Annotated in this window: 7 protein-coding genes and 1 pseudogene; 1 reads left to right on the plus strand and 7 read right to left on the minus strand. The window is 38.4% G+C overall.

Going from position 1 to position 13,364, the window contains the following annotated elements:
• Nucleotides 1–247 precede the first annotated feature (247 nt).
• The gene (locus IGI68_RS02035; RefSeq protein WP_438730001.1) at nucleotides 248–1,342 is read left to right on the plus strand and encodes an IS30 family transposase; all 1,095 of its coding nucleotides are present in this window, start codon (nucleotides 248–250) and stop codon (nucleotides 1,340–1,342) included.
• Between the two features lie 573 nt (nucleotides 1,343–1,915).
• On the opposite strand, the pseudogene IGI68_RS02040 reads toward IGI68_RS02035, so the two are convergent.
• The 7 genes and pseudogenes from IGI68_RS02040 to IGI68_RS02070 form a co-directional block, all read right to left on the minus strand.
• A pseudogene (locus IGI68_RS02040) lies at nucleotides 1,916–3,326 on the minus strand (glycoside hydrolase family 1 protein).
• A gap of 50 nt (nucleotides 3,327–3,376) precedes the next feature.
• Nucleotides 3,377–5,308, minus strand: a complete 1,932-nt coding sequence (locus IGI68_RS02045; protein WP_438730004.1) for a beta-glucoside-specific PTS transporter subunit IIABC — start codon at nucleotides 5,306–5,308, stop codon at nucleotides 3,377–3,379.
• Nucleotides 5,309–5,440: 132 nt separating this feature from the next.
• Complete coding sequence (gene licT / locus IGI68_RS02050) at nucleotides 5,441–6,280, minus strand: BglG family transcription antiterminator LicT (protein WP_438730007.1); 840 nt, start codon at nucleotides 6,278–6,280, stop codon at nucleotides 5,441–5,443.
• A gap of 372 nt (nucleotides 6,281–6,652) precedes the next feature.
• Nucleotides 6,653–8,035, minus strand: a complete 1,383-nt coding sequence (locus tag IGI68_RS02055) for an amino acid permease (RefSeq protein WP_438730010.1) — start codon at nucleotides 8,033–8,035, stop codon at nucleotides 6,653–6,655.
• 173 nt (nucleotides 8,036–8,208) lie between these two features.
• Nucleotides 8,209–9,711: a phosphomannomutase/phosphoglucomutase gene (locus IGI68_RS02060; protein ID WP_438733190.1), complete on the minus strand. Its 1,503-nt coding sequence runs from the start codon at nucleotides 9,709–9,711 to the stop codon at nucleotides 8,209–8,211.
• Nucleotides 9,712–9,805: 94 nt separating this feature from the next.
• On the minus strand, nucleotides 9,806–11,587 hold the full coding sequence (locus IGI68_RS02065; RefSeq protein ID WP_438730013.1) for an ABC transporter ATP-binding protein: 1,782 nt from the start codon (nucleotides 11,585–11,587) through the stop codon (nucleotides 9,806–9,808).
• Nucleotides 11,588–13,330, minus strand: a complete 1,743-nt coding sequence (locus tag IGI68_RS02070; protein WP_438730016.1) for an ABC transporter ATP-binding protein — start codon at nucleotides 13,328–13,330, stop codon at nucleotides 11,588–11,590.
• Between the last annotated feature and the right edge of the window lie 34 nt (nucleotides 13,331–13,364).

The following is a 13,364-nucleotide window of genomic DNA, read 5'->3' on the forward strand; positions in this document are numbered from 1 at the left end:
CTAGAAATTAATAACCGATATTTGTAATAAAAGGTATTATATTTCCGTTGTTTTCAAATGATTTAGTGTCTTTTGAAAACATTTGAAAATAATCCAACTTAAGTCTTATATCCTTGTATACGCGCCATGTAAAAATAATGGTGGATTATATAATTAACTTAGCCATTTGAAATAAAAAAAAACGCCACGTGAATTCCATGTTATATTGAAGTTACCACTAACTAACAATAGACAAGGATGATTTCACATGACGCAAACCTATAGTAACACAAATTTACGCAAGGGAAAACATCTCTCCTACTCAGAACGTTGTCAAATTGCCATTTTGAAAAAAGAAAGCTACTCCAACCGTCAGATCGCCAAAGTCCTAGGGCGTGTTCCACAAACAATAAATAATGAGATTAGTCGCGGGACCATCACCCAACTAAAACGCCAAATACAAAATGGAAAAGTCTATGAGACTTACTATTCTGTTTATGATGCTGACGCAGGACAAGCCTTCTATGAAAAGCAACGACTGAATTGTGGTAGACACCCCAAATGGGCTAAAACAGATGCTTTCATTGACTGGGCAGATGACAAAATGTTAAATGAAAAATGGTCACCGGACATCGTAGTCGGATTTGCCAGAAAACATAAGCTATTCGATTTTCCCATCATTCCTGGTACAACCACACTCTATCAATGGATTGACCGGGGCATCATGAAAACAAAGAATATTGATTTGCTCGAAAAACTGTCGCGTAAAATCAAAACGGTTCGTTCTAGCTATCGTTCTAACAAGCGTATTCTCGGAAAATCAATTGAAGAACGCCCTAAAGAAATTGAAACCCGAGAAACTTTCGGACACTGGGAAATCGATACAGTCATAGGAAACAAAACCAAATCGGATGCCGTATTACTGACACTAGCAGAACGGCAGACACGCTTTGAAGTCATACTGAAATTGGCTGGGAAAGATGCTCAATCGGTGGATCAAGCAATACACAGCCTGAAGGAGAGGGCTGGTGATGCCTTTGACCAGCTATTTAAAACCGTCACCTCAGATAATGGCTCAGAGTTTGCCGGGTTACACGAAGTCTTGCAGAATGTGGCAGATGTTTATTTCAGTCACCCCTATGCTTCTTGGGAACGCGGGACGAGTGAAAACCAACACAAGTTGATCCGCCGTTTTATCCCGAAGGGTAGCCCAATTAGTGAGGTGAGCGAGAAACATATTTTGCGAATCCAACGTTGGATGAACGGTTATCCTCGGAAAATTTTGGGATACGCGACACCATATGATATGTTCGCCCATGCATTCAAACAAGAGCGATTAGCGGATTTACCCGTGAACCCTTGACAACGAGCCTTCCTCGGCATGGCTTGTTGTCTGGGAGCTGACCTGAGGCCATCCCATCGGCAGATTACCATACCTCAGCTCATTATCAAGGATTCACTACCTTTCATAACAATCGATCAATAGTGGTACAGAATTTTTTAGTCACCAAGGGTGGCTAATTTAAACTTGAAATTTACAATGTAAAAATAATATAAAGTAATAAGATTTTATTATAAAAGAAGTATCGAACCATAAAAAGACTCTATGTTTTTAAGTACGGTGAAATATAAGGATTTTTTTGCAAGATCTTCAACTTGTTCGTCAGAAAGATACGTTTAGTCATATTCTCCTCATAGAAATAAAGCAGTATAGACGGGATTCTCTCAATTTCTTACAATTTATCAATAAGAAGTGTATATTTCCATTTTGAATAACAAAAAGACCCTATAAAGAGTCTCTTTTATTAAGAGTCCACTTTATAGGGTCTAGTTGAAACAAGAGATTCTTTTTGTTATTTCAACTACAAGTATTATTAAATTAAAGAAGAGATAGAGAGTCTGCCAATCAATTTTGACTAACCGACATTCATTTATCTTATGGTAACAAGGATGCACCATTGCTTGAAATGACTTCTTTGTACCAATTAAACGATTTTTTCTTATACCGATTTAATGTACCTGTTCCATCATCATTACGATCTACATAAATAAATCCATAACGTTTTTTCAATTCTGCTGTAGAAGCACTGACTAAGTCGATACATCCCCATGTCGTATATCCTATGACATCAACACCATCTGCAATCGCTTCATTCACTTGTACTAAATGGTCATTCAAATAATTAATTCGATAATCATCATTTACTGTTAGTTGACCGTCATCACCTACTACTAACTCATCAATTGCGCCTAGTCCATTTTCGACGATAAACAACGGTTTTTGATAACGATCCCAGAAGGTATTTAAAATAACTCGTAATCCTTTAGGGTCAATTTGCCAGCCCCATTCTGAAGCTTCTAAGTGAGGATTTTTGACTCCTCCTATTATATTTCCTTTTTCAACCTCTTTTTTCTCAGGATCTGCCGTTTGAGTAGCGCTCATGTAATAGCTAAACGAGATAAAATCAACCGTATTTTTAAGTAATTCTTCGTCTTCTTTTGTTATATTCACTTCAATGTCGTTTTCTTTAAAATAACGATTCATATATCCTGGATATTTACCACGAACATGAACATCAGAGAAAAAGAAGTTTTGTCGGTCTGCTTCCATCACCGCAATCACATCGTCTGGGTGTGAAGTTAGCGGATAATTCGGCATGGCGAGGACCATACAGCCAATCTTAAATTCTGGGTTTATTTCATGGCCAATTTTGGTTGCTAAAGCACTCGCAACTAATTCATGATGACATGCCTGATATAAATCCGATTTAGATAGTTTTTCTAGCGGAGTGGCAATTCCTCCACTCATAAATGGCAAATGAATAATTGAATTGATTTCATTGAATGTTAACCAATACTTTATCTTTGTATCTGGTGAAGACGGTCCGGACATAATTCTCGTAGAAGCCAATCATTTTCCGATCAACCCATCCATCATACTTGCGAGATAGATGTAGCGGCGTTTCGTAATGAGATAACGTAATTAATGGCTCAATATTATATTTTGCAAGTTCATCAAACAGATCATCATAAAACTGTAACCCCGCTTCATTAGGCTCCGTTTCATCACCATTCGGAAATATGCGAGTCCATGCGATAGAGGTCCGATACGTTTTAAATCCCATTTCAGCAAATAATGCGATGTCTTCCTTATATCGGTTGTAAAAGTCAATGCCTTCCAATTTCATATTATCTGGTGTCGGCCCGTCAGTGACCGGACCGAATCCCCCTTTTGGTGTTACATCTTGAACGGATAACCCTTTACCATCGACATTATATGCTCCTTCATATTGGTTGGCAGCTGTCGCCCCACCCTATAAAAATCCTTTAGGAAATACTGTTTGCATCTTGTCTCTTCCTTTCTTGTCTCTCTATTATTGATAATGTCTTTATTGAATTATGCGATGACTGATAAGAGATAATCACCTTGACTGAGTTGTGATTCTTTTGTAGTGATAACATCTAAATAATCATTGCTGTTTGTGACAATAATGGGCGTGATCACTTCATATCCTGCATTTTGGATGAACTCAATATCAAATTCCATTAGCAATTGACCTGCTAAGACTTTATCACCTTGTTTCACGTTACTTGTAAAGCCTTTTCCTTCTAGTTGTACGGTATCCATTCCGATATGAATCAGAATTTCCGTTCCATTTTCTGTCGTTAATCCGATTGCATGTTGCGTTGGAAATAAAAGTGAGACGGTTGCATTTGCTGGAGCATAGACTTTCCCAATGGTTGGAAGCACAGCGATTCCTTTTCCTAAAGCAGCGGTTGCAAATGCTTCATCCGGAACATCCGATAAAAGAACCATTTCACCTGTCATCGGACTCGCAATTAAATCTTTTTCAGCAGCGGCACTTACATCTTTTTTTGTTCCTTCTTCTGGTGAAGTCGTAAATTCTGGCACGACAGTTTCCGTTTCTCCATATAGAACAGGAACTTTTGAGAAGAACATTAACAGGAACCCAACTACAAAACCGACTGCACAGACAATAATGGCTGCCCAGAAATTAAAGCCTACTGCACCATTTGGATCAATATAACTTGGTAGTGCAAACACTCCTAAACCACCAACACGGTATCCTGTTAATTTGAAAAGACCTGCAAAAGCTCCAGAAATAGCACCTGCAATACAGCTAAGTTGGAAAGGACGTTTCATTGGTAATGTGATTCCGTAAATAGCTGGCTCTGTTACGCCGAATAATCCGGAAATAAAAGCGGGAATACTTAATTGTTTCACTTTCGCTTCTTTTGTTTTTAACATGATTGCTAATACGACTCCAATTTGAGCAAAAGAAACACCTAGCGTTGTGGCAAGTAATTGATCGTAACCTTGTGTCGCTAAGTTATTGATGGCAATTGGGATGAATCCCCAATGTAATCCAAACATTACAAATACTTGCCAGCCACCGCCTAAGATCGCTCCTGCAACAATTGGGCTTAAATTATATACCCAAGAAACTAGCGCTCCAATTAAGGTAGCTACCCAAGTTGAAACGGGTCCAACAAATAAAATTGTTAACGGCACAACAATTAATAACGTACAAAACGGAACCAAAAATAATTTCACAACATCTGGAATGATTTTTTTCAATACTGATTCTACTTTTGAACCTAAGTAAGTCGCTAATAAAATTGGGACTACTGATGATGCATAGCTCATCATGATGACTGGTAAGCCTAAGAAAGTCATGTAAATAGGTGATTCGAAAATACTACCTGCAAATAAGGTATATAACGGCTCGATCTCAGCAGGATTTACCAATCCAGGATAGACCATTGCAGCTGCTACAGCCATTGCGGTAAAACTATTCATTTTGAAATGTTTACTAGCAGTATAGGCTAAGAAAATAGGTAAGAAATTAAAAAAACCATCACCTGCCGCTTGAATTAACACGTATGTACCATCCGTAGTCGACATCCCTGCAGCCACTAATATTGCAGCAAGACCTTTCAACATTCCTGTTGCTGCCAAGGCGCCTAAAATGGGTTGGAAGATTTTTGAAATCATATCGATGAATTGATTCAACAAACTACCTTTTGGTCCCTCGTCTTCGGCTTTTGTTTCGCCGCCATTTAAGCCACCTACTGTATTCACAGCTGCATAGACATCCGGAACATGGTTCCCAATAACAACTTGATATTGCCCACCACTTTGAATAACCGTAATAACACCTTCACGTTTTTTCAAGTATTCGGTATCCGCTTTACTCTCATCTACTAATTTGAATCGTAATCTCGTGACACAGTGTGCTAAACTTCTGACATTTTCTTTTCCACCAACATGAGCTAAAATATCGTTTGCTAATTCTTCATATTTCATATTAAATCCCTCTTTTTCTATTTTTTTTAAAATAAAAAACCTAAATAGATAGTAAAAGAATTAATCCTTCTACTGTCTACCTAGGTTTTGCCTGCATTATCAGTAACAATCCTTGTTAGAACAATTCATATATTATTTTAGTTGTACAACCCGATGAATATGGATTGTCAGATAGACAACCTCATCAGGAGCGACGTTAAAACGATGAGCACCTTCAACATATGTAGATATTTTTCTTGCACAATTATAAGCTTCTGGATAATTTGCTTTTACCTGATCTAATAAAAAAGTATCTGTTGGTACCTGAAAAATCTCTCTGGTAACAACTCGCTGTGCAAAATACTGGAGATGGGTATAAAAACGATTATAAGAAATTGTCTCAGTTTCGAAATCAACACCATAATGTAACCGAACAATATTCAAAATATCCTGAACCGTTCGTGTGATTTTCATCGTCTCTTCAATTAATTGCCCTTCCTTTTCAGCATTCACAAAATGAAGTGCAATCGATGTTGCCTCATCTGCCGCCATCTTGACTCCAGTATGTTGAGCAATTAGTTCTAAGGCAATTTTTCCGATTTCAAATTCTCGACGATAAAACTTTTTCACTTCAAAAGACAAAGGGTTAGTCAAATTAATTCCTTCCCTCGTCCGTTGGATGGCATAATGAATGTGATCCGCAAGTGCGAGGTAGACGTTTGCTTGAAAAACATGATTTAATCGTGTCTCTGCTTCTTGAATAATTTTAAAAATGGCATCTGATTCTTCTTGTGGTAAATCTTGATAAATCGCCTTTAATTGATCAGCAGAATCAGTTTCTTTTATGACAAATGTTTTCTCAACTAAAGATTCATCAAAAGTATCTCCTGTTTTTTTCTGGAAACCAATCCCCTTTCCCATCACAATGATTTCAGATAAATCATCAGATTTTGCTAGTACAACATTATTGTTGTAGACTTTTTCAATCTTCATTGAGTTCGCGTCCCCCCCCCTTTTTACAAAAAAAAACCTAAACTAATACCAAATGATGAAGTCATCATCTCGTATCAACTTAGGTTTTGCCTGCACAACCAGTAACAATCCTGTTAAAAAGATAATAGCATTCACTTTTAAAAATGCAAGCCCTTTCATTATTTTTTCTTATAAAAAACACTATATCAAATATATTACCTTCTAAATCTTCGATAAATAACATCTTTTCGCTCGTTCGGAGATATTTAGAAACTATTGTTTATGGAAGATTTCATAATTAGGTGAATTCCAAAGAGAATAGGTGGGATAAAAATTAAAAGAGGCTCAACCTATTTTTCTAGGATTGAGACCTCTTTTTAACGTATTTTCTTATTATTTTTCTTTTTTCGCTAAATGGCTATGTTGATAGCCATAAAAGAAATAGATTGCCAAGCCTAGCACAATGGTAATGATGAAGACAGTCCATGTTGCTTTTTGCAAGCGACTCATTAAAAAGGCACACGCAAGGACACTTAACCATGGTAAAACGGGCACAAATGGTACTTTATATTCCCCTTTTTTGGGTTGTCCCATCGTTTTGCGTAAACGCAAGATTCCTAGAGACATCATAATCAAACAGGCTAAGGCTGTGATATTGGTTAACTCTGCTAAAATGGCTAGCGGAAAGGCCGCCGCAAAGAATAACGCAATGCCACCTGCTACATACGTTGCACGAACGGGCGTCCGATGTTTTTGATCGATCTTTTGTAAGAAAGCGGGCAATAACCCGTCTTGACTAATCGCATAAATCAAACGAACAAGCGAATACAACATCGAAATGGTGACGGTTAATAAGGTTAAAATGGCTCCAATAGAAATAACTGAACCAATCATATCCAATTTTACGTAACGAAGTGCAAATGCGACGGGATCACCGACGCCCAATTCCGTGTAAGGGACCATCCCAGTTAAAATCAAAGTCACAATCACATATAAGACGGTTGCGATGGCAATCGAACCGATAATCCCTCTTGGAATATCTTTTTGAGGATTTTCAACTTCTTCTGCTGCCAAGGCGATTGCGTCAAAGCCTAAGAAAGCAAAGAACACAAGTGCAGCACCATCAAAGACGCCGGAAAAACCAAATGGCATATAGGGTTTCCAATTACTAGGCTCAATGAAAAAGACGCCCACGACAATGAATAAGGCAATTAAAGCAAACTTTACCCAGACCATTAAATTATTTAAGCGTAGCGCTTTTTTCGCTTCTTGCGTGACCCATACAGTGATAAATACGACAACAAGAGCCGCAATCAAATCAATATACGTGCCTTCTTTCGCGTTATAGCCTGCTGTTAAAGCTTTCGGCAAGGTAATTCCTAAACTTGCCAAAAATCCTTGCACATAAGAAGACCAGCCCGAAGCAACGGAAGAGACTGCCAACAAATACTCACAAATTAAGAACCAACCAGCCATCCAGCCACTTAATTCTCCGAATACGACATACATATAACTATATGGCCCACCTGTTACTGGGACGCGGGAGGCAAACTCTGCAAATGAAAACCCACTTAAGATCACGACAAAAGCGGCGACTAAAAAGGATAACATCGCAGCTGGTCCAGCATAATCGGCTGCGGCAGAACCCGTCACCACAAAAATCCCCGTTCCAATGACGGCACCGATTCCTAATAAAATTAAATCCTTTAACTTTAAATTTCGCTTCATATAACCTAGCGACGCTTTTTTTATGGGTTTCTTACGAAAAACATCCATCTTTTTCTCCTTTCGAAGGAATCCATGATTCCTTGTGACCACTCATTCATAAATCAATTTTTTATGATTGCTGATAATACCTTCCTTACTTTACCAAAATACCTTGAAAAGCACCATCAAAATCTGAAAAAGTGCCAAAGAATTTAGTTTTTTCTCAGGCACTTTTTGGTTAATTATTTGAATGATAAAAGATTGGTTTGATTGACGGCAGGATATTGATTCAAAAATGGATGCAACTTCTCAAGTACTTTGAAAATGTTACCTTCCTCGTCATTTTCAATTTGTAAGACTAATAGCGGTTCGTGTAAACTCATTCGCAGTAAAAACCAACCGGAACCAAAGGCTTCACTTAACTTAAAGCGGATGCCTTCTTCGTTTTCTGGATCAACTGTCCAACCAGGAATGACGATTTGAGCGAGGTCGGCAATGACTTGTTTCCCTAATGTTTGATAATCTGCTACTTCCAGTTTGAAGCGTATTTCTTGTGTTTCTTTCGGTTGTTTTAATTGGGCAATCATTTGTTCTAATGTTTGATTTTCTGCTTTTAATTGCGGCAACAACATTAAAATTTTGGCAATCACATAGGCGCCATCATCTAAGAAGTAATTTTCTTTGAAGGCAGCGTGACCACTTGTTTCAATCGCTAACTGACAATCAACTCCCGCTTGATTTAGTGCTACGGCTTTATTGATGACATTACGATAGCCTGAAATATAACGGACTTGTTTCCCGCCTAATGCTTCGATGAAGGCTTTCAGATGATCGGTCGTCGGTGAATTTGTCACAATACTTGTTCCTGGATATTCGGATAATACGATGCGACTTAAGACGGCGATTAAATTATTTCGATTCAAGACATTGCCACTTTTGGTCACTACGGCTGAACGATCAACATCTGTATCAAAGATGACGCCTAAGTCAGCGCCCACATTTAAAACGGCCGCTTGAATACTGGCCATCGCTTCTTTGTTATCAGGATTTGGAATGTGATTTGGAAAATGACCGTCTGGTTCTAAAAATTGTGAACCTGTAGTATCCGCACCTAAGGGTTGTAAGACTTTTTCGGCAAAGAATCCACCGGCACCATTCCCCGCGTCAACGATGATTTTCATTCCTTGGAGTGGTTGTTGCACTTTTCCAGGAATCCCTTGGCGAACTTTTTCGACTAAATCTGCGGCATAAGGAGTAATTAAATCAGCGGTTTCAACGCGTCCTTTAGTCACTGTCTCCCTTGGAGTGGTCTGAGTCAAAATCGTGTGAATATCTTCTTTTTCTGCTCCGCCTTTGGGGCTAAAAATCTTGAGTCCGTTAAAATAATAAGGTAAATGACTCGCCGTAATCATCACACCCCCGTGACAAGCAAACTGAGGAAACTGGGTACACATAAACATGGCTGGCGTTGTGGCTAAACCAAAATCAATCACCGACACGCCTTGTTCAACCAAGGATTCAATTAACGCGTTGGCTAACATTTCTCCACTTAATCGACTATCGCGACCGACACCAATCTTTAACGATTCACCTTTTTCTAGTGAGATGTTGCTTGTGAGCCAATGAATCAAACCAGAAGCAATTTTTCGGACTGCGTCACCGGTTAAATCGACTTTGTGTTCCTCTGTTGCGATTGCAATCCCTCGGATATCTGAGCCATTTTGTAAAACCAATAATTCATTCATCATTCATGCATTCCCTCATTTCTTTTATGGTATGTCTATTATAACAAAAAAACACAAAAGTAAGAGGGGGATCTTACTTTTGAGCTGATTTTGGTTAGCTCGCACGAACCAAATCATATTGCGACTGATACAAGTAGTGATACAGTCCTTTGTGTTCAATCAATTCATCGTGGGTTCCTGCTTCTGCAATCTTCCCTTCGGATATATAGAAAATTTGCGAACTATTTTTTATGGTCGACAAACGATGCGCGATAATGAAGGACGTTCTGCCTTTTAATAATTGTTGAAGTCCTTCTTGCAACAGCTCTTCTGTTTTCGTATCAATACTTGAAGTCGCTTCGTCTAAAATTAAGATTTTCGGATCCGCCAGTAGCGCGCGGGCAAACGAAATCAGTTGACGTTGGCCGGCTGATAAGGTGCTTCCACGTTCTTCAACGACTGTATTGTACCCGTCTTTTAACTCTTTAATGAAATCATGTGCGCGGACAACTTTCGCTGCTGCGATAATTTCTTCTTCTGTTGCGTCTAATTTTCCGTAACGAATATTATCCATAATCGTTCCTGAGAAAACGAACGTATCTTGGAGCATGACACCCATTTGCGTGCGTAGCGATTCGAGCGTTACGTCTCGGACATCAAACCCGTCGACTTTGACACTGCCTTCATTCACATCGTAAAAACGACTTAACAAGTTAATAATCGTTGTTTTCCCAGCGCCAGTTGGTCCAACGAGCGCAATTGTTTCGCCAGGAGTAATATCAAATGACACGCCATCTAGAATATTCTTTCCTTCTTCATAACGGAAAACAACATTGTCAAACGTGACTTGCCCTTTAATCGGCGGTAATACTTGCGCATTTGGCGCGTTTTGAATATCAGGAATTTCATCCATTGTTTCAAAAATACGTTCTAAGTAAGCCGTCGCGGTAATTAAGGAATTATAGAAGTTCCCGATATTGATGACAGGATTCCAAAAGTTATTAATATAACCGATAAAGGCAATTAACGTTCCCGTTGAAACATCTACACCAATTTGGCGTATTCCAATAAAATAAATCAAACTCGTGGTTAAGACCGAGATATTTTGCACACCTGGCCATAATAAAAACTGAATTTTCACAGCCTTCATCCAAGCGGTACGGTATTCATCGCTCACTTCATCAAAAATGCGGGCATTCTCTTTTTCACGAGCAAATGATTGGGTAATTTTAATCCCTGAAATACTTTCGTGAATATAGGCATTTAAGTTGGATTGTTTATTACTTAAATGTTGGTACGCTTTGCGTTGTTTCGTCGTAATAATCATGACAATTCCAAATAAAATCGGCAACAAGATTAGACTGTACAACGTTAATTTCACATCGATAAAGAACATAAAGGCTAACGTGATAATGACACTGATAATATCAGAAATTAAATTAATGAGACCATTACTCAATAAATCACTTAAGGTATTAATATAATTAACCACACGAATTAAAATTTTCCCATGGGGACGATTATCAAAATACGAAAATGGTAAGCGTTGTAAATGTTCAAAAATGGAATAACGCATATCTTTTAAAATATCTTGTCCGATTTCTGTGATGGCTAAAATCCGATAACGCATACACCACGCAATAAAGAACAGCGATAATAAGAAAACAACTGTAATAATTGCCAGTAGTTGGAGATTTTTTTGAGGAATGACGTCATCAATCGCAATCTTCATAAAATAAGGACCCAACATACTCGCAATATTCGCTAAGATGATGACAATTAAGACCTTACCGATTGCCGGTTTGTAAGGTGTGACGTATTCTCCTACTCGTTTATAGTGCGACCACTTAAATTCTTGGACTAACTCTTCATCTTCGTCAAATCGATTACGCGCCATTTATTCCACCTCCCCATTCGTTAATCCTAGTTGTTTTTGATAAACTTCATAGTAGAAGCCTTTTTTCTTAATTAATTCTTCATGACTACCTTGCTCGATTACCCGTCCTTTTTCCATCATTAAAATGACATCTGCCTCTCTAACCGATGAAATTCGGTGAGCGATAATGAACGTGGTTTTTTCGCCTGTTAAATGAACCAATTCTTTTTGAATTTTTGATTCCGTCTCCATATCAACTGCCGACGTTGTATCATCTAAAATTAAAATACTTGGATCTTTTGCTAAAGCACGTGCTAAGGAAATCCGTTGTTTTTGTCCACCGGATAGTCCGACACCGCGTTCGCCGACAATCGTTTCGTACCCTTGTGGCATTTTCGTAATAAAACTATGCGCATCCGCAACCATCGCAACACGTTGAATGTACTCTGGCTCCATAAACGGATTTCCAAAGGCAATATTATCTTCAATTGTATTAGAAAATAAGAAGACATCTTGCATGACCATTGAAATGTTTTCGCGCAATTGACGGACAGGATACTGTTTCGCATCTTTGCCATCAATCAATACTCTACCTTCTGTTGGATCATAAAAACGAGCGACCAAATTGACAAGGGTCGTCTTACCAGAACCGGTTTCCCCTAAAATACCTAATGTTTGACCGGGTTCAATTTTAAACGAAACATCCGTTAAAATATCTGTCGTAGGATCATCGGAAAATTGGAAAGAAACATGTTGAAATTCGACAAATCCTTTCACCTTTGTTGCTTCTTCTGATAATTCGACATGAATATCGGCTTTCGTATTGAGCATTTGACGGATTTTTACACAAGAGGCAAAGAAACGTTGCACGTCATTGATCAGCCAACCACTCATCCGCATTGGTTGATTTAACATCCATAAGAAGCCATTAAAGGTGATGAGTTCTCCTAACGTCATGGAGCCATTGACAACAAACAAGCCACCTAGACCGAGGGTTGTCAACGTTAAACTTCCTGCTAATAAATCCAACCATGGTAAGAACTTGCCCGACACCTGTGCCGATGCCATATTTTTTTCCTTGTAGTCTTCGTTATAAGACGTAAACTTTTCAATTTCAAATTGTTCTCGTGCAAACGCTTTGACGACACGGTTTCCACCAATATTTTCCTCAACCATTGAATTCAAACGAGAAAAACTTTCGCGAATCTCGTAAAAAACAGGATGTGCTTCTTTCGACATTTTCATCGTTAAGATATAAATGAGTGGTGTAATCACAATCAACGCTAGCATTAAGCGTAAATTAATCAACCCCATCATCACGACAGCCGTAATAAACCACAAAATGGATTCAATTCCGTTATAACTGACCCATGAAATAAAATGACGAATCGCATCCGTGTCACCAGTCATACGTGCCATAATATCTCCTACTCTTGTATGATTAAAAAAATCAAAATCCAGAGTTTGGAGCTTATGATACATATCTTGCCTTAAGCGAAAGAGCACATTTTGACTCACACGCTCAAACATGATTTGGTACGAATAACGGATGACCGTTCGAATAAACTGGACTCCAATCATAATAGCTAAAAACGGGATTAATAAATCCGTTTGTCCCTTATTAATGACGCGATCGACTAACTCTCCCGTCAGAATCGGATTAATAATAATCAATAAGGAATTGACAACGACAAAAATAAGAGCAATAACGATTCTGAATTTATAACTGCGTAAATATTGCCAAATCCATTGGAAATTATTCATATAAGACACCTCTTTCTCTTTTTTACTAGTCCTA

This window comes from Enterococcus sp. DIV1314a, assembly GCF_051713805.1.
Classification (GTDB): Bacteria; Bacillota; Bacilli; order Lactobacillales; family Enterococcaceae; genus Enterococcus_I; species Enterococcus_I aquimarinus.

What these genes read in the sequence shown, in the direction of transcription:
- IGI68_RS02045 (WP_438730004.1), bottom strand. Translation starts at nt 5,308, where the DNA reads ATGAAATATGAAGAATTAGCAAACGATATTTTAGCTCATGTTGGTGGA.
- IGI68_RS02035 (WP_438730001.1), top strand. Translation starts at nt 248, where the DNA reads ATGACGCAAACCTATAGTAACACAAATTTACGCAAGGGAAAACATCTC.
- IGI68_RS02055 (WP_438730010.1), bottom strand. Translation starts at nt 8,035, where the DNA reads ATGGATGTTTTTCGTAAGAAACCCATAAAAAAAGCGTCGCTAGGTTAT.
- licT (WP_438730007.1), bottom strand. Translation starts at nt 6,280, where the DNA reads ATGAAGATTGAAAAAGTCTACAACAATAATGTTGTACTAGCAAAATCT.
- IGI68_RS02060 (WP_438733190.1), bottom strand. Translation starts at nt 9,711, where the DNA reads ATGAATGAATTATTGGTTTTACAAAATGGCTCAGATATCCGAGGGATT.
- IGI68_RS02065 (WP_438730013.1), bottom strand. Translation starts at nt 11,587, where the DNA reads ATGGCGCGTAATCGATTTGACGAAGATGAAGAGTTAGTCCAAGAATTT.
- IGI68_RS02070 (WP_438730016.1), bottom strand. Translation starts at nt 13,330, where the DNA reads ATGAATAATTTCCAATGGATTTGGCAATATTTACGCAGTTATAAATTC.